The organism is Rhizobium ruizarguesonis (assembly GCF_012349115.1).
Lineage (GTDB): Bacteria > Pseudomonadota > Alphaproteobacteria > Rhizobiales > Rhizobiaceae > Rhizobium > Rhizobium ruizarguesonis.
The window spans coordinates 82,022-98,799 of the sequence record NZ_PQIG01000069.1 but is presented as its reverse complement, the minus strand read 5'-3'; the positions used below and the strand labels follow the sequence as shown (position 1 = coordinate 98,799).

Annotated in this window: 18 protein-coding genes and 1 riboswitch; of the genes, 11 read left to right on the top strand and 7 right to left on the bottom strand. The window is 61.0% G+C overall.

Annotated features, from left to right (window positions below; genetic code table 11):
* Positions 1-7: 7 nt before the first annotated feature.
* The 8 genes from C3Y91_RS11745 (at position 8) to C3Y91_RS11710 (ending at position 8,063) form a co-directional block, all read left to right on the top strand.
* Entirely contained in the window at positions 8-2,224 is a 2,217-nt protein-coding gene (locus C3Y91_RS11745; RefSeq protein ID WP_024323369.1) for a primosomal protein N', read from the top strand.
* Between the two features lie 79 nt (positions 2,225-2,303).
* Positions 2,304-2,693, top strand: a complete 390-nt coding sequence (locus tag C3Y91_RS11740; RefSeq protein ID WP_011653787.1) for an AGROH133_08824 family phage infection protein — start codon at positions 2,304-2,306, stop codon at positions 2,691-2,693.
* A 255-nt stretch (positions 2,694-2,948) separates the two neighbouring features.
* Complete coding sequence (locus tag C3Y91_RS11735; protein WP_017966273.1) at positions 2,949-3,515, top strand: F0F1 ATP synthase subunit delta; 567 nt, start codon at positions 2,949-2,951, stop codon at positions 3,513-3,515.
* Positions 3,515-5,044, top strand: a complete 1,530-nt coding sequence (gene atpA / locus C3Y91_RS11730; protein ID WP_018069041.1) for a F0F1 ATP synthase subunit alpha — start codon at positions 3,515-3,517, stop codon at positions 5,042-5,044. Before C3Y91_RS11735 ends, atpA begins: the two co-directional genes overlap by 1 nt.
* A 28-nt stretch (positions 5,045-5,072) precedes the next feature.
* Complete coding sequence (locus C3Y91_RS11725; RefSeq protein ID WP_018069040.1) at positions 5,073-5,957, top strand: F0F1 ATP synthase subunit gamma; 885 nt, start codon at positions 5,073-5,075, stop codon at positions 5,955-5,957.
* Between the two features lie 23 nt (positions 5,958-5,980).
* Positions 5,981-7,417 carry a F0F1 ATP synthase subunit beta gene (gene atpD, locus C3Y91_RS11720; RefSeq protein ID WP_018069039.1) on the top strand — a complete coding sequence of 479 codons (1,437 nt, stop codon included), beginning with the start codon at positions 5,981-5,983 and terminating at the stop codon, positions 7,415-7,417.
* Entirely contained in the window at positions 7,417-7,656 is a 240-nt protein-coding gene (locus C3Y91_RS11715; RefSeq protein ID WP_024323368.1) for a hypothetical protein, read from the top strand. Before atpD ends, C3Y91_RS11715 begins: the two co-directional genes overlap by 1 nt.
* Complete coding sequence (locus C3Y91_RS11710) at positions 7,656-8,063, top strand: F0F1 ATP synthase subunit epsilon (RefSeq protein WP_018069038.1); 408 nt, start codon at positions 7,656-7,658, stop codon at positions 8,061-8,063. The genes C3Y91_RS11715 and C3Y91_RS11710 overlap by 1 nt, the downstream gene beginning before the upstream one ends.
* Before the next feature lie 159 nt (positions 8,064-8,222).
* On the opposite strand, the gene C3Y91_RS11705 is transcribed toward C3Y91_RS11710, so the two are convergent.
* The 7 genes from C3Y91_RS11705 to C3Y91_RS11675 all read right to left on the bottom strand — a co-directional run bounded on the left by C3Y91_RS11705 (position 8,223) and on the right by C3Y91_RS11675 (position 14,888).
* The gene (locus C3Y91_RS11705) at positions 8,223-8,960 is read right to left on the bottom strand and encodes a sugar transferase (protein ID WP_024323367.1); all 738 of its coding nucleotides are present in this window, start codon (positions 8,958-8,960) and stop codon (positions 8,223-8,225) included.
* A 167-nt stretch (positions 8,961-9,127) separates the two neighbouring features.
* Positions 9,128-10,348 carry an acyltransferase family protein gene (locus C3Y91_RS11700; protein WP_024323366.1) on the bottom strand — a complete coding sequence of 407 codons (1,221 nt, stop codon included), beginning with the start codon at positions 10,346-10,348 and terminating at the stop codon, positions 9,128-9,130.
* Positions 10,349-10,529: 181 nt separating this feature from the next.
* Complete coding sequence (locus C3Y91_RS11695) at positions 10,530-11,540, bottom strand: ABC transporter substrate-binding protein (RefSeq protein WP_024323365.1); 1,011 nt, start codon at positions 11,538-11,540, stop codon at positions 10,530-10,532.
* 68 nt (positions 11,541-11,608) lie between these two features.
* A complete protein-coding gene (locus C3Y91_RS11690; RefSeq protein ID WP_018069034.1) occupies positions 11,609-12,421 on the bottom strand; it encodes an ABC transporter ATP-binding protein in 813 nt (270 codons plus the stop codon).
* Positions 12,418-13,224, bottom strand: a complete 807-nt coding sequence (locus tag C3Y91_RS11685) for an ABC transporter permease (protein ID WP_075225468.1) — start codon at positions 13,222-13,224, stop codon at positions 12,418-12,420. Before C3Y91_RS11685 ends, C3Y91_RS11690 begins: the two co-directional genes overlap by 4 nt.
* Before the next feature lie 87 nt (positions 13,225-13,311).
* Complete coding sequence (locus C3Y91_RS11680) at positions 13,312-13,944, bottom strand: YkoF family thiamine/hydroxymethylpyrimidine-binding protein (RefSeq protein ID WP_168575323.1); 633 nt, start codon at positions 13,942-13,944, stop codon at positions 13,312-13,314.
* Positions 13,935-14,048: riboswitch (TPP riboswitch) on the bottom strand. It overlaps the preceding gene by 10 nt.
* Positions 14,049-14,273: 225 nt before the next feature.
* Positions 14,274-14,888, bottom strand: coding sequence for an NADPH-dependent FMN reductase (locus C3Y91_RS11675; RefSeq protein ID WP_018069031.1), 615 nt, complete (start codon positions 14,886-14,888; stop codon positions 14,274-14,276).
* Positions 14,889-14,971: 83 nt separating this feature from the next.
* Between C3Y91_RS11675 and soxR the strand changes: the two genes are divergently transcribed.
* From soxR to C3Y91_RS11660, 3 genes are all read left to right on the top strand, one after another.
* Entirely contained in the window at positions 14,972-15,436 is a 465-nt protein-coding gene (gene soxR, locus C3Y91_RS11670; protein ID WP_024323363.1) for a redox-sensitive transcriptional activator SoxR, read from the top strand.
* A gap of 111 nt (positions 15,437-15,547) precedes the next feature.
* Positions 15,548-16,318, top strand: a complete 771-nt coding sequence (locus C3Y91_RS11665) for an SDR family NAD(P)-dependent oxidoreductase (protein WP_024323362.1) — start codon at positions 15,548-15,550, stop codon at positions 16,316-16,318.
* A 103-nt stretch (positions 16,319-16,421) separates the two neighbouring features.
* Complete coding sequence (locus C3Y91_RS11660) at positions 16,422-16,763, top strand: ArsR/SmtB family transcription factor (RefSeq protein WP_168575326.1); 342 nt, start codon at positions 16,422-16,424, stop codon at positions 16,761-16,763.
* Positions 16,764-16,778: the final 15 nt, after the last annotated feature.

The following is a 16,778-nucleotide window of genomic DNA, read 5'->3' as shown; positions in this document are numbered from 1 at the left end:
TCGCCCGATGAGCACAGATTCGTCCGATCTCTTTGGCGCGCTTTTCGAGGCACCGCCCGCGAACCGAACGGTTCCGGTGCTGGTGCCGATGCCGGCGCCCAAACCCTATTCCTATTCGGTGCCGGATGGCATGGCGGTCGAGCCCGGCTCGGTCGTGCAGGTGCCGCTCGGGCCGCGACAGGTGATCGGCGTCGTCTGGGACGGCGGCGAGGACGGTGTCGATCCGAAGAAGCTTCGGCCGATCAGCCACGTCTTCGACTGCCCGCCGCTTTCCAGCGAGATGCGGGATTTCATCGATTGGGTGGCGACCTATACGCTCTCGCCGCCCGGCCTCGTCGCCCGCATGGCGCTGAGAGCGCCGAACGCCTTCGAGCCGGAACCGATGGTGGAGGGGTTGAAGCTCGTCGGCGGCGAACCGGAGCGGATGACGCCGGCGCGCGCCCGGGTGCTCGATACGGCCTCCGACGGTTTTTCCTGGACACGCAGCGGCCTTGCGCATGCGGCGGGTGTCTCGACGAGTGTCGTCGACGGGCTGATCACGCTCGGCATCTTCGAGACGGTATTCCTGCCGCCGCCGCCGGTGGTGGCGATGCCCGATCCGGATTTTGCCGCTGCACGTCTCGAAGGGCCGCAGAAGCAGGCGGCCGAAGAGATCGTTTCCGATGTCCGCAAGGGCGAATTTTCGGTGTCGCTGATCGACGGAGTGACCGGCTCCGGCAAGACGGAGGTCTATTTCGAGGCGATTGCCGAAACGCTGAAACGCGGCAAGCAGGTGTTGATCCTGCTGCCGGAGATCGCGCTGACGGCCAGTTTCATGGAGCGCTTCCAGGACCGCTTCGGGGCAAAGCCTGCCGAATGGCATTCCGATCTTGCGCCGCGCATGCGCGAAAAGGTCTGGCGCCAGGCGGTGACCGGCGAAGTGCGGGTGGTGGCGGGCGCGCGCTCGGCGCTCTTCCTGCCGTTCGAGGATCTCGGCCTGATCATCGTCGACGAAGAGCACGATCCCGCCTACAAGCAGGAGGATCGTGTCTTTTACAATGCTCGCGACATGGCCGTCGTGCGCGGCCGCATCGGTGATTTTCCCATCATTCTGGTGTCGGCGACGCCGTCGGTCGAAAGCCAGGTCAACGGCCAGAGCGGGCGCTACAGCACCGTTCATCTGCCGACGCGTTTCGGCGATGCGGCGATGCCGGACCTGCATCTGGTCGATATGCGCAGGCACGCGCCGGAGCGGGGCGGCTTCCTGTCGCCGGTGTTGATCCGGGCGATCGGCAAGACGGTGGAAAAGCGCGAACAGGCGCTGCTCTTTCTCAACCGGCGCGGTTATGCGCCGCTGACGCTCTGCCGGGTCTGCGGCCACCGGTTCCAATGCCCGCAATGCTCGAGCTGGCTGGTGGAGCATCGCTTCCGCAAGCAGCTGCAATGCCATCAATGCGGCCATGCCGAGCGCACGCCGGAGGCGTGCCCGGAATGCGGCACGCTCGACCATCTCGTCGCATGCGGGCCAGGCGTCGAGCGCATCGCCGAGGAGGTGGAACGGCATTTTCCGGAGGCGCGGACGATCGTTCTCTCCTCGGATATCATGGGCGGGGTGAAGCGGCTGCGGCTGGAGCTGGAAGCGATCGCCAAGGGCGAAGCCGATATCGTCATCGGCACCCAGCTTGTGGCCAAGGGCCACAATTTTCCGCTGATGACGCTGGTCGGCATCGTCGATGCCGATCTCGGCCTTGCCAATGGCGACCCGCGCGCCGCCGAGCGCACCTTCCAGCTGTTGTCGCAGGTGACGGGCCGGGCCGGGCGCACCGGCCTCAAGAGCCATGGTCTGCTGCAGACCTATCAGCCGCAGCATCCTGTCATGCAGGCAATCGTCTCCGGCGATTCCGATGCTTTCTACGAGCGCGAGATCACCGAACGCGAACGCGCCCTATTGCCGCCCTTCGGCAGGCTCGCCTCGATCATCGTTTCAGCCGAGACCCGCCACGACGCCGAAAACCATGCGCGCGGCATGCGCAACGCCGCACCGCAGGTGTCAGGCATTTCGGTGCTCGGCCCGGCCGAAGCGCCGCTTGCGCTGGTGCGCGGCCGCCACCGTTTCCGTCTTTTGGTGCACGGCCGGCGGAACTCGGACATGCAGGGGTTCCTGCGGGCGATGCTGTCGCAATCGCCCAAGGAGCGCGGATCGGTGCAGGTGCAGCTGGATATCGATCCGCAGAGTTTTCTCTAAATGAATGACGCCGCCATTCCCTCCTTTTTCGGCCCATGCCATAAAACACTGATTCATCCGGGTGATTTGGGGCTGATGCATGGAGTTTTACTTTCCGACCGAGCTTGGCGAGCAGCTTGCCTTTTGCTCCGCCGCTTTCACGGCGCTTGCCGGCTTCATCATGATGTTCGCGCCGGGCCAAACTTTCCGTCTTCTCGGTCTGCAGGCGCAGGAGGGGCGGCCGGAAGGCTTCGGCGAGGGACGCTCGATGGGCGGTTTCTATCTCGGTTTCGGGCTGTCGGCGATCATGCTCGCCCAGGATTGGATCTACATGGCGCTCGGCGCCTCCTTCGCGATGGCTGCCTTTGCCCGTATCATCTCGATCCTGTCCGATAAGGGGAGTAATCTCGTCAACTATTTACTTCTGGTTGTACAGATCGCCTTGGCCGCGCTACCGCTGCTCTACGTCTTCGGCTTCACCCAGACGTAAGTCTGGCTGCCGACAGACGGCTTCTTTGGCCTGCTTCCAGGCCATTGCGCAATTTTGCGGACAGAAATTCATATGAAAGGCGTATTCGGGCGTTACGCGTGTTGCGAGTCCGAACATCCTATGTTAGACGGACCCCGAATTTCGGAAGAAGCAAGAGGCTTCTCTTGTGATTTCTGGGGGAAATCAAAACGAATTCAAGATCATAGGTTCGGCGCCCGCCGAGAGCCGGATTTTGGGTTGAAATCAGGGAAATTTGTGCCAGTGGCAGACACGTCCCAGCTTACTTCTGGTGTTGCAGAACGCTATGCCTCGTCGCTTTTCGAACTGGCGCTCGAGCAGGGCGCCGTCGACAGCGTCACCGCCGATCTTGACCGTTTCCAGGCGATGCTGGATGAGAGCGCCGACCTGAAGCGCTTCGTCGCAAGCCCGGTTTTTTCAGCCGAAGACCAGCTGAAGGCGATCGTCGCCATCAGCGAGAAGGCCGGCATCAGCGGTTTCTTCGCCAATTTCCTGAAGGTCGTGGCGCGCAACCGCCGCCTGTTCGCCCTGCCGGGCATGATCAAGGCCTTCCGCATCATCGCCGCGAACCATCGCGGTGAAATCTCCGCCGAGGTCACCTCGGCGCATGCGCTTTCGCAAGCGCAGGAAACCGAATTGAAGGTGGCACTCAAGAGCGTTACCGGCAAAGACGTGACGATTGCCGTCACGGTTGATCCGTCAATTCTTGGTGGTCTGATCGTGAAGGTCGGGTCCCGTCAGATTGATACGTCTCTTCGTACCAAACTCTCTACCCTTAAGCTCGCATTGAAAGAGGTTGGCTGATGGATATCCGCGCCGCGGAAATTTCCGCAATTCTCAAAGACCAGATTAAAAATTTCGGCAAAGAGGCAGAAGTCTCGGAAGTCGGCCAGGTTCTCTCCGTCGGTGACGGTATCGCTCGTGTCTATGGTCTGGACAATGTCCAGGCCGGTGAAATGGTCGAGTTCCCGGGCGGCATCCGCGGCATGGCGCTGAATCTTGAAGCCGACAATGTCGGCGTCGTCATCTTCGGTGCCGACCGCGACATCAAGGAAGGCGACACCGTCAAGCGGACCGGCGCCATCGTCGACGTTCCGGTCGGCCCGGAGCTGCTCGGCCGCGTCGTCGACGCGCTCGGCAATCCGATCGACGGCAAGGGCCCGATCAACGCGACGCGCCGTTCGCGCGTCGACATCAAGGCTCCGGGCATCATTCCGCGCAAGTCGGTTCACGAGCCGATGTCGACCGGCCTCAAGGCCATCGACGCGCTGATTCCGATCGGCCGCGGCCAGCGCGAGCTGGTTATCGGCGACCGCCAGACCGGCAAGACCGCGATCCTTCTCGATGCCTTCCTGAACCAGAAGGCCATTCACGACAACGGTCCGGAAGGCGAGAAGCTTTACTGCGTCTACGTCGCCGTCGGCCAGAAGCGCTCGACCGTCGCTCAGTTCGTCAAGGTGCTCGAAGAGCGCGGCGCACTGAAATATTCGATCATCGTTGCCGCGACGGCTTCCGACCCGGCGCCGTTGCAGTACCTGGCTCCGTTTGCCGGCTGCGCCATGGGCGAATATTTCCGCGATAACGGAATGCATGCGCTGATCGGTTACGACGACCTGTCCAAGCAGGCCGTGTCCTACCGCCAGATGTCGTTGTTGCTGCGCCGCCCGCCGGGCCGCGAAGCCTATCCGGGCGATGTTTTCTACCTGCACTCGCGCCTGCTCGAGCGTGCTGCGAAGATGAACGACGACCAGGGCGCCGGTTCGCTGACGGCTCTGCCGGTTATCGAAACGCAGGGCAACGACGTGTCGGCCTTCATTCCGACCAATGTGATCTCGATCACTGACGGCCAGATCTTCCTTGAAACCGACCTGTTCTACCAGGGTGTCCGTCCGGCCGTGAACGTCGGCCTGTCGGTTTCCCGCGTCGGCTCGGCGGCGCAGATCAAGGCGATGAAGCAGGTCGCCGGTTCGATCAAGGGCGAACTTGCCCAGTATCGCGAAATGGCCGCCTTCGCCCAGTTCGGTTCGGACCTCGACGCTGCGACGCAGCGCCTGCTGAACCGCGGCGCACGCCTGACCGAACTCCTGAAGCAGCCGCAGTTCTCGCCGCTGAAGACGGAAGAGCAGGTCGCCGTGATCTTTGCTGGCGTCAACGGCTATCTCGACAAGCTGCCGGTCGCTTCGGTCGGCAAGTTCGAGCAGGGCTTCCTCTCGTACCTGCGTTCGGAAGGCTCTGCCATCCTCGACGCGATCCGCACGGAAAAGGCAATCAGCGATGATACCAGGGGCAAGCTCACCGCTGCTCTCGATAGCTTCGCAAAGTCTTTCTCGTAATCGGGCCCTAAGTTAGGACGGATCACGGATGCCTTCACTTAAGGATCTGAAAAACCGGATCGCCTCCGTCAAGGCGACGCAGAAGATCACCAAGGCGATGAAAATGGTCGCCGCGGCGAAGCTTCGGCGTGCGCAGGAGGCGGCCGAGGCCGCTCGGCCTTATTCGCAGCGCATGGGTGCGGTTCTGGCGAATATCGCCAAGGCCGTCACCGATGCCGACGGTGCGCCGACGCTGATGACCGGCACCGGCCAGGACCAGGTCCATCTGCTGGTGGTGTGCACGGCCGAACGTGGTCTTTGCGGCGGTTTCAACTCGCAGATCGCACGCTTTGCACGCGAACATGTCCGCAAGCTGCTTGCCGAAGGCAAGACGGTGAAGATCTTCACCGTCGGCAAGAAGGGTTACGACATCCTTCGCCGCGAATTCGCGTCGCTGATCATCGAGCGCAAGGAATTGCGCGACGTCAAGCGCGTTGGTTTCGAGAATGCGGACCAGATCGGCAAACGCATCATCGAGATGTATGCTGCCGGTGAGTTCGACGTCTGCACGCTGTTTTATTCCGAGTTCAAGTCGGTGATCAGCCAGATTCCGACGGCGCAGCGGCTCATCCCGGCTTCGGCGGGAGCTGTGCAGGCCGAAGATGCCGAACATGCAGGCGCCGTCTATGAATATGAGCCGGATCCGGCTTCGATCCTCGAAGATCTGATCCCGCGCAACATCTCCGTCCAGGTCTTCCGCGCGCTCCTCGAGAACGTCGCAGGCGAGATGGGCGCCAAGATGAGCGCTATGGACAACGCAACGCGTAATGCCGGTGAGATGATCAACAAGCTGACGCTGAGCTACAACCGCCAGCGTCAGGCGCAGATCACCAAGGAACTCATTGAAATCATTTCGGGCGCGGAAGCGCTCTGAGGCTAGGAAAAGAGGGTCAGAAAATGGCTGAGGCAGCTACCCCCAAGATCGGCTCTGTCGGCAGAGTCACCCAGGTTATCGGCGCCGTCGTCGACGTTGCTTTCGAAGGCGAACTGCCGAAGATCCTGAACGCGCTGGAAACCAGCAACAACGGCATCCGCCTGGTTCTCGAAGTTGCGCAGCACCTTGGCGAAAACGTCGTCCGTACTATCGCGATGGACTCGACAGACGGTCTCGTGCGCGGCCAGGAAGTCGGCGACACCGGCGCTCCGATCATGGTTCCGGTCGGTAACGAGACGCTCGGCCGCATCATGAACGTCATCGGTGAGCCGGTCGACGAAGCCGGTCCGCTGGTCACCGCTCACAAGCGCGCCATCCACCAGGATGCGCCAACCTATGTCGAGCAGTCGACGGAGGGGCAGATCCTCGTCACCGGCATCAAGGTCGTCGATCTTCTGGCTCCCTATGCACGTGGCGGCAAGATCGGCCTCTTTGGCGGCGCCGGCGTCGGCAAGACCGTTCTGATCATGGAACTGATCAACAACGTCGCCAAGGCGCATGGTGGTTATTCGGTTTTTGCGGGCGTCGGTGAACGCACCCGCGAAGGCAACGACCTCTACTATGAAATGATCGAATCGAACGTCAACAAGCATGGCGGCGGCGAAGGCTCGAAGGCTGCGCTGGTTTACGGTCAGATGAACGAACCGCCGGGCGCCCGCGCCCGCGTCGCCCTGACCGGCCTGACTGTTGCCGAGCACTTCCGCGACCAGGGCCAGGACGTTCTGTTCTTCGTCGACAACATCTTCCGCTTCACGCAGGCAGGTTCCGAAGTGTCGGCTTTGCTGGGCCGCATCCCGTCGGCCGTCGGTTATCAGCCGACGCTGGCAACTGACATGGGCCAGATGCAGGAGCGCATCACCACGACGACGACTGGCTCGATCACCTCGGTTCAGGCCATCTACGTTCCGGCCGACGACTTGACCGACCCGGCGCCGGCAACTTCGTTCGCCCACCTTGACGCAACGACGGTTCTGTCGCGCTCGATCGCTGAAAAGGGTATCTACCCGGCCGTCGATCCGCTCGACTCCACGTCGCGCATGCTCGATCCGCTGGTCGTCGGTGAAGAACATTACGACGTCGCCCGCAAGGTCCAGTCGACGCTGCAGCGCTACAAGGCCCTGCAGGACATCATCGCCATCCTTGGCATGGACGAACTGTCCGAAGACGACAAGATTGCTGTTGCCCGCGCCCGCAAGATCGAGCGTTTCCTGTCGCAGCCGTTCTTCGTCGCCGAAGTCTTCACCGGTTCGCCGGGTAAGCTGGTTGCTCTGGAAGACACGATCAAGGGCTTCAAGGGCCTCGTCAACGGCGAATACGATCACCTGCCGGAAGCTGCCTTCTACATGGTCGGCTCGATGGAAGAAGCGGTCGAAAAGGCCAAGAAGCTCGCAGCTGCTTAATGAGCGACGCGCTAGGCGAGATATTCTGCTGCGACTCCCTGAAGGGGGTCGTGGCGGATCTTCCGGAACCAGCCGCGCCGACCGTCTATCGCGCCGATAACGGCGTGCTGATGATGGTGGTGGGTCTGGTTCAAAGCGAGGAAGGCCTCGGTTATCTCGACCAAGCGATAATGCACTGCCCGTTCTGCGGGACTAAATTGCAAGATGCGAAAGCCATAGCCGAGAAGGTAAGTCACTGATGGCTGACAATTTCAACTTTGAGCTCGTTTCGCCGGAGCGCCTGCTGCTGTCGGAGATGGTGACCGAGGTCGTTATCCCTGCGACTGAAGGCGAGATGACGGTCATGGCAAACCATGCACCGACGATGACGACGATCAAGCCGGGCGTCGTGAGCGTACGTTCGGCCTCCGGCAAGAAGCAGGATTACGTCGTGTTCGGCGGTTTTGCCGATATCCTGCCGACTGGCTGTACATTGCTTGCCGAATCCGCGGTTCCGGTCGAGGAACTCCAGAAGGACGAGCTGACGCGCCGCATCGAGGCTGCCCGCCTGGAACTCGAACATGCCGAATTGCATGAGCACAAGTCGAAGCTTGAGCACTTCATCATGGAAATGACGCATCTGCGCGGCGTCGTTGAACAGGATTGATTACAATCGGCAAGATTCATGAAAAGCGGCCGCGATGGCCGCTTTTTTGTTTCTGCCTTTCTCTGTCGACGTGTGGAAAACAGCGCTATCGGCCGAGCTGAAATTAGGACGCGCGGCGCTATAAGACCGCCTACCTCTGGTGGTGATGCCGGATCATTCTCAGAAGCCCGTGCCGCCGCGCAGCTCCATGGCGACCGTCCGGAGCAGTATCTTCAGGTCGAGCAGCAGGCTGAAATTCCTGACATAATAGATATCGCACGCAATGCGAGCGCGAGCTTCCAGCGGTCGCGTCGTCGGGCCCCGCCAACCGCGTGTCTGCGCAAGACCGGTGATGCCGGGGCGCATGATGTGGCGCTGATGGTAGTCCGGCACCAGTTCTTCGTAGAGCTTGCCGGCTGCCCGCATGTTGATGGCGTGGCAGCGCGGGCCGACCAGCGACATCTCGCCCTTAAGAACGTTGAAAAGCTGCGGCAGCTCGTCGATATTGGTCTTGCGGAGCACCGCGCCGATGCCGGTCACCCGGCTGTCGCCCTCGACCGTCTGTTGAACGCCGCTCGGATCACAAGCTTCGGCACGCATCGATCGGAACTTGAAGACCGTGATCTTGCGGCCGTTCAGCCCCCAGCGGATCTGGCGAAAAAACACCGGACCGCCATCGTCGAGTTTGATGAAAAGCGCGATTGCCAGAAAAAGCGGCGCCAGCACCATCAGGGCGCTGACTGAGGCGACAATGTCGATCAACCGCTTCATGACCAGCCGCACCGCCATTTTTCTTTCGACAGGGGAAAAGCTCTCCGGCTGGCGAATGTTGGAGTTCGCTATAACCAGGATCTTGGTTTTGTCCTGACGCTGAGACGGATCGAAGCGTGAATTCGTCTTCGAAGTAAAAGCATTCATTACGCAAGGTCCACAAGTTTAGATGCGGTACTGAACAACAGTGAGACAGATACAGGGTCACGTATCGTTTGTCATCGGTATAAATAGGAATTTGATAACCCTAAAGTCACCAAAAATGGGAGTATTTCGCGTTAACCTTAACGCCTGTAGTTGCGCTTGCGGGAAATTTATACTTTGAAAGGAGTAGCCCGATTGGGTTGGCGCGACGTCAGCCGGTTGCCGAAATCGATCGCTGGCTTTTCCAGCAGGAAGTAGCTGAGGCTTGCGACCAGAAGGATGAGCGCCGCCGCCAGCCCGCAAGATTGCAGCCAGCCGGTGACGACACTTTCCGAGGAGACGCCAAACGAGCCTGAGTCGAGCCTCTGGATCAATATCAGGATGATCTCCTGCCAGATATAGATGCCGAAGGAGATCTTTGCGATGTAGCGGACAGGAGCGTTGTCGAACAGCCTGCCCAGGTGTTGCGAATGGCTGAGCGAAACGAGCGCCGTTGCGACCGCCAGCGGAAAGACCGGAAAACCATAGGGGATTTCGAGCCAGCCGTAAGCCGCGTCGGAGCCGCCGGGCGATATGACGAGGCGGTAGCCGGCAACGACGATGGCCAGGAGCGATATAACATCGAACCAGGAGGCGCGCCTTGTTGGGAGCATGACCTCGACGCCGGCGGCAAGCGCGCCGAGCGCGAAGACGGCAAAGAAGCCGATCGGATTATATCTCGGCATCCACTCCTTCGCGCCGCCCTGCAGGCCGTACTGCCAGCCGCGTCCGATGTCGTCGAGCGGAAAGAAGGTCAGGATCAGCACATGGGCGAGAAGCACGGCTGTGATGACGCAAAGCCAGGCGAAGCGGGCAGGCAACGGGCGCCGCCTCAGCACTGGCAAACGAAACAGCAGGAGAAAGCAGATCGGCAGGAGCACATAGCTGGTGACTTCGAAGGCAATGGACCAGAGCGGCCCGTCGGCTTCGACAGGAAACAAGGTGCGCCAATGCCACTGGTTCATGAACAGCAGCCCGGAGACGTAGCGGAGCACAAGCTCCGGCGTCAGCGGCAGGTCAAGCAGCGTCAGGCTGAGAGCGAAGCCGATGGTGGCGGCGAACCAGAAGCCCGGAGCGATGCGCGCCGCCCTGCGGATCGCGTAGTGCCGGAGGCTCGGCATGTCGGCGCCGGCGTCGAGCGCGCGCCAGAAGGGATGGGCAAGAAGAAAGCCGCTGAGCACGAAGAAGATGGCGACGCCGAAATTGCCGAAGCGGAGGATATTTGCGGTCGGTCCGAGTTCGTCGGGGATTCTGCGCATATCCAGCCGCAGCGCGAAGTGGTGGGCGAGCACCAGCAGACAGGCCGTCGCGCGCAGAAAGTCCGCTCCGGCCAGTCTCTCCTGTTGTCGCATCTTGTCCCCCGCCCTGCCCGGAGCATGATGCCGAAAAGTGTGAGCGGTTTTCGGACGACATCATGCTCTACTTCTTTGATTTAGATACGGATTCAGATCTTAGGCCGATCGGGCCCAAGATCTGAATCCGTATCTGGGATTTTGCAGCGGAAAGCCGCAACGGGCAAGGCAGGGGGTGGGCTCAGTCGAGAAGTTCGTTGGTATAATAGGTGGAAAAGTCTGGATTCTCCTTGAGTGCGGCGCCATTGGCATCGACCAGAATGCCGTTTTCGACAAGGAAGCCGCCGATGGCGCCGGCCTTTGCCGGGTCGAGCGTACCGATCACACCGGCCTCGGATTTTAGGAAGTGTCCCTCGATCAATGCTTTCTGAGAAGCCTTTACCAGTTCCGTATTCATCAGTGCGCCGTTGCTTCCAGAGATCAGCAGGTCGCAGGCTTCGTCGGGATGGTCGACCGAGTAGGCATAGCCCTTTCGTGTCGCCTGGATGAAGGCGCGGGCGTGTTCCCGACTTGCGGAGAGATAGGCGTCGCTGGAGACGATGACCGTCGTCTGCTCGTCGGGAATGCCGTAATCGGAATAGTGGAAGCGGCCGATCTTCCGCTTTTCCAGTTCGGCGGCGATGCCTTCCCAGGTGTAGATCTCCAGCGTGAAATCGATCGAGCCATTGTCCAGCGCCTCGTAAGCAGAGGTGCCGAGGGTGACGGTCTTGACGTCGCCTTTGCCGCCATCATTGCGGATCATCGCGGAGATCAGCGCGCTCTCCCAGGTGCCGCCAAAGCCGCCATAGGTCTTGCCGTCGAGGTCTTTCGGGCTCTTGATGTCGTCGCGTCCGCCCTTGAAGATCAGGCGTGCGGTTTCCGTCTGGACGACGCCGTAGACCATCTTCACGTCACCGCCGCCAGCGCGCTGCGTGAGGGTCTCGATCTCGCTGCTGATGCCGAAATCGGCAACGCCGTTGGACACCAGCGTTCCGGCGCTGGTATCGGTGAAGGGAAGAATCTCGACATCGAGGCCAGCATCGGCATAGAAGCCCTTCGCCTTGGCGACATAGATGCCGATATGGTTGGTGTTGGGCGTCCAGTCGAGCGCGATGCGGACCTTTGCGGGCGCCGATTGGGCGAAGGCGGGGCGGCCGGCGAGGTTTGCCGCGATGGCGGCGAAGATCGTCTGGCGACGGGTGAGAAGCAGCATGGTGACCTCCTCAGGTCTCTAGAGCATGATGCCGAAAAGTGTGAGCGGTTTTCGGACGACATCATGCTCTAACTCTTTAAATTAGAAGAGGATTCAGATTTCAGGCCGATCGGCCTAAAATCATCCTGTTCTAGCGGATGAAGCAGGGTTTGCAGGATTTCGGTTTCGATCGCCTGGGCCGCCGGCGAGCCGAGATCGGCAATGCTTCTCGGGCGGGGCAGAGGAACGCGGAATTCGCGGATGATACGCGCCGGACGGGCCGAAAGCACGTAGATCCGGTCGGAGAGGAACACGGCCTCGCGAACATCATGGGTGATCAGCAGCGCCGTCCAACGGTGTTCGGTCCACATGCCCTGCAGCCATTCCTGGATCTGCGTGCGCGTCAGCGCGTCCAGCGCGCCGAAAGGCTCATCGAGCAGCAGCATGTCCTGGGTCTGGACCACGGTGCGCAGCAGCGCGGCGCGCTGGCGCATGCCCCCTGATAGTTCTGAGGGATAGTGATGCTCGAAGCCGGCGAGGCCGAAGCGCTCGAACAGAGGCGCGACGGTGGCGCGGGCCGCGCGGCGGCTCATACCGCGCACCTCAAGGCCGAGTGCCGCATTGTCGATGATCCGGCGCCAGGGCATCAGCGCATCGCGTTGCGGCATGAAGGCGAAGGAATGCGGCGCCTGTTCCAGCGGCGCGCCTTTAAAAAGCATGCTGCCGGAATCGGGCCGAAGCGCCTGGGTCAGCAATCTAAGGACCGTCGATTTTCCGGAGCCGGACGGGCCGACGATCGAGACGAACTCGCCGCTTGCGACAGCGAGCGAAATATCGCCGAGCACCTTCATGCCGTCGAAGGACTTCGAGATGTTGCGCAATTCAACCATTCCACCGTTCATCGGCGCCGCTCCCCGGATGGTTGCCAGGGCATGATGAGGCGCTGGATCATCAGTGTCGCTCCGAAGAGGCAGAGTGTCAGCACGGCGCTGACGATGACGGCGGCGAGCACGAGATCTGGACGGAAATTGTTCTTTGCGTTGAGGATATAGATGCCGAGGCCGCGGGCGGCGCCGGCATATTCGGCAAAGATCGCGCCGACGACGGCATAGGTGATCGAGATCCGCAGGCCGGCGAAGAAATAGGGCAGCGAGGAGGGAAGCCGTGCCAGGCGGAAAATGCGCCAGCGGCTCGCCTTCATCGAATTCAGCAATTCGGTGATGTCACGGTCGGTCGATTCATAGCCCTGCAGCAAGGCGACGAGCAGTGGGAAGAAGGTGACGAGCGCCACAAGCAGGATCTTCGGCAACAGGCCGAAACCGAACCAGAGGACGACGAGGGGCGCGATCGCCACCAGCGGCAGGGTCTGGCTGGTGATGAAGATCGGCAGCAATGCCCGGCGCATGAAGGGCACGAAATCCATGAGGATCGAGGCGGCGAAGGCGAAGGCAAGCGAGAGGGCGAAACCTCCGAGTGTCGCGCCGAGCGTCGGCCAGGTGTTGGCGATCAGCGCCTCGCGGTTCAGCCAGCCCTGGACGACGATGCGCGAAGGCGCCGGCAGGATGGATGGTTTGATGCCGGAAAGATCGACATAGAGTTCCCACGCCGCCAAAAAAACGCAGCCGGCAAGCAAGGCGGGTATGCCCCGGTAGAGAGCGGCGCGGAGCGCGGCAAGGCGCGGATCCGATGGTTTTGACAGTGTCATCAGCGTTCGATTTCAAGCTTTCGTCGGCTGCTGCATAATTCCTTAAATCGGAATCGATTTAAGGAATTATGCAGCAAATTTAAGGTGCTACAGCGTCCTTTGCGCGTCTGAAAAGACGTGCGGCGATGTATTGGCCGACACCGTGATGTCGAGGGTCACACGCCCTTCGGGGTCGCCGAAGCGAAAGAAGGCCTCACGAATGGTGGCGAAGACCGCGCCGGCATCACCAGAAAGCCTGGTGCAGAAATTCTTGGCGCGGTCGAAAGTGCCGGAGCGCTTCAGGAAGTCGATGCAGCCATAGATCTCGTCCATATGGGTACCGGTGCCCATGACGTAGAGCGAGAATTGCGCAGCGGTCGGCTGTCCGCTCTCGGTGGTGATGTCAACGGCGGCAAGTGCGGCTCTTATGCGCTCGGCAAGCGGCTCCGCCTGGCCGGGGGAAGGGTTGACGCCGCAGATGGCGTCGTCGGGCTCGCCGGGGCAGCCGCGTGAAACGGCGGCGGACAGCACGCAATGCTCGCCGGTCCTTGCGGCGGCGACGAAAAGATCGTGCATGGCGGCGAAGAGGATGTCAGGCGGGCCGACCAGCAGTGTGGAGATGTCATCGGTCTCGATGCGCAGTCGGTCGCGATAGGGATCGAGCGCCTTGACGGCATCGAGAATGATGCCGACGAAATTGCCGGACATGGGATAGAGTGACACTTGTGCGCCTGAGAACATCTGAACCTCGCTCCGCTGGCATTACCCAGATCAGCTTTGAAGGGTCCAGAGGTTTGCACCTCACATCTCAGCCCCGGCGATACGGAGCTCCCCTGTTATTTGCGCGGAAACTATCACCGGGGTTTTCTCCCCGCAACAGCAAAATTGCGAACCCGTCCGCGCGGTCGGAATGAAGCTGAGGTGACGGAAAACACCCGGACGGAGGTCCTGCCCGGGTGTTCCCAATGGTTCCGTACCTGCCGGGAACGGAACCGGAGCTTCCTGCCTCAGGCGGCTAGCGCATAACCCCGAAAATCGGAATCGATTTTCGGAAAGGATTATGCGCAGATTCAAAGTGATAGAGCGTCCTTAGCGGGTCTAAAAGACGCGCGGCGCTCTATTCCGGCATAGGGACGATCGCTGCGGGCAGTGACGAGTGCCCGCGTCCACCATTCCAGCCTCGCCATCATCCGATCGAGCAAACGCAGTGCATCGGCGGGATTGTCGAGCCGCCCGTCCGGGTCGAAGCGGTTCCAAGGTGCGGCAAAGCTCACCGAATCGCGGATCGTGACGGCGTGGAGTTCGGCAAAGACGAGCCGCAGCTGTTCGACGGCGCGCAGGCCGCCGGATATGCCGCCATAGGAAACGAAGGCGACCGGCTTGCCCTGCCAGGGCTCGAGGAAGAAATCGATGATCGACTTCAACGAGGCGGTGAAGCTGTGATTGTATTCCGGCGTGACGATGATGAAGGCGTCGGCCATGCCAAGTCGCCCGGCGAGCCTGTCGATTTCGGGGTGCGTCATGTCACGGTTGACCGGCAGCGCGAAATCGAGCGGGTCGATGATGTCGATATCAAATTGCGGGAAGCGGACGAGCTCCTGCGTCAGCCATTTGACCACCCGGTCGCAGATGCGGCCCTCTCTCGTGCTCCCATAGATGACAGCCAGCCTGGTGGGTGTTTGCATGCGTCGCTCCTTATTGCGATTGGACTTTACGATTGCGGGAGCAAGGGTTATAAAACCTCAACTAATATTGAGGTCAAGAGGCGATGGATACAATTCCTGCAGCGCCGCTCGGCAAGCTCCTGACGGTCGGTGAAGTGGCGGAGCGCAGCGGCCTGGCCGTCTCGGCGCTGCATTTTTACGAGACCAAGGGGCTGATCTCGAGCATCCGCTCCCGCGGCAATCAGCGGCGCTATGGGCGCGATGTGCTTCGCCGGCTCGGCATCATCAAGGTGGCGCAGCGTGTCGGCATTCCGCTTTCGGAAATCCAGGCGGCGTTCGAGTCTCTGCCGCAGGGACGCACGCCGACCGCCGCCGACTGGCAGACGCTGTCGGCGCGCTGGAAGGATGATCTCGACGCGCGAATCAGGCGGCTTAGTCTGCTGCGCGACCGTCTGACCGGCTGCATCGGCTGCGGCTGCCTGTCGATCGAAAGCTGTCCGTTGCGCAATCCCTGCGACCGGCTGGGCAAGGAGGGGCCAGGCGCGCGGCTTCTGGAGACCGAAAACTAACCCCGGTCTTCTCCGGGAAAGATCGATGCGCGCCTTTCTTTCAGTCGGCGCGCTCATATGTTAAGGGCGAATGACGCAACCGGCGGCACTGTCCGCGAGGAGGACGGCTTCGTGTTCCATCCCAGACTATTCGAAAATCGCAATGTGGTGGTGACCGGCGCCGGTCGCGGCATCGGTCTTGAAGTGGCCCGGCAGTTCCTGGACTGCGGCGCAAAGGTGATCGTCCATACCGGGCGAAAGCCGGGACGCGACCTGCCGGATTTCCTGCTGACGGCTGAATCCGAAAGACGGGCGCTGCTGCTGCACGCCGATTTCTCCGCAGTCGGCGGGGCAGCCCAATTTGCTGAAGATGCTCTCGCCTTCTTCGACAGGGTGCATGTACTCGTCAACAACGCCGGCACTATGCTTGGCCGTTTTCCCGCTGCCACGCTCACCGACGCAGAATATGAGGCGGTCGTGCGGCTCAACCAGACATCGGTGGTGGCGCTGACGCGTGCGCTGCTGCCGGCATTAAAGGCGGCTGAAGGCGCTGCCATCGTCAACACGGTTTCGATTTCGGCGCTGACCGGCGGCAGCCCCGGTTCCTCGATTTATTCGGCCTCGAAAGCCTTCGTTGCGACCTATTCCAAGGCGCTTGCCCGCGAGCTTGCACCGGACGGAATCCGCGTCAATTGCGTGTCGCCAGGAACGATCGAGACGGAATTCCATGAGCGCTATTCCTCCCGCGAAAAGCTTGAGCAGACGAGAAAATCCATCCCCCTGCAGCGGCTCGGCACGGCCGAGGACTGCGCTCCCGCCTATCTGTTCCTGGCGGCTCCCTCGCTCTCGGGCTACATCACCGGACAGGTGATCGAGATCAACGGCGGTCAGCTTATCTGCTGATTTGCTTGGACCTTTTTTGGCATTTCATCACTTTTGACCAATTCGCTTTTGCGAATATGCTATTGTGCTGATCTACCTCATCGCCTCCCTTCCGAGATACAGAATGCCGTTGCCCAAACCCGAGCCGGGGATGACCGGCCAGGAATTGCACAAACTCGCTGGAAAAGCCCACGAAGCGAGCGATCTGCTGAAAGCGCTAGCGCACCAGACCCGACTTCTGATTCTCTGCATACTGGCGAATGAGGAGCGGACGGTGAGTGAAATCGAAAATATCCTCGGCATACAGCAGGCAATGGTCTCGCAGCAACTGGCGCGGTTAAGGCTCGAAGGCCTGGTCCATACGCGCCGTCAGGGCCGGCTGGTCTATTACAGCGTCGGCAATGTCAGCGTGCTTGCCTTCCTCGAATCGCTGTTCGATCTTTTTCCGGCTGCAGAAAACAGTTAGCGACCGCCCTTGCGG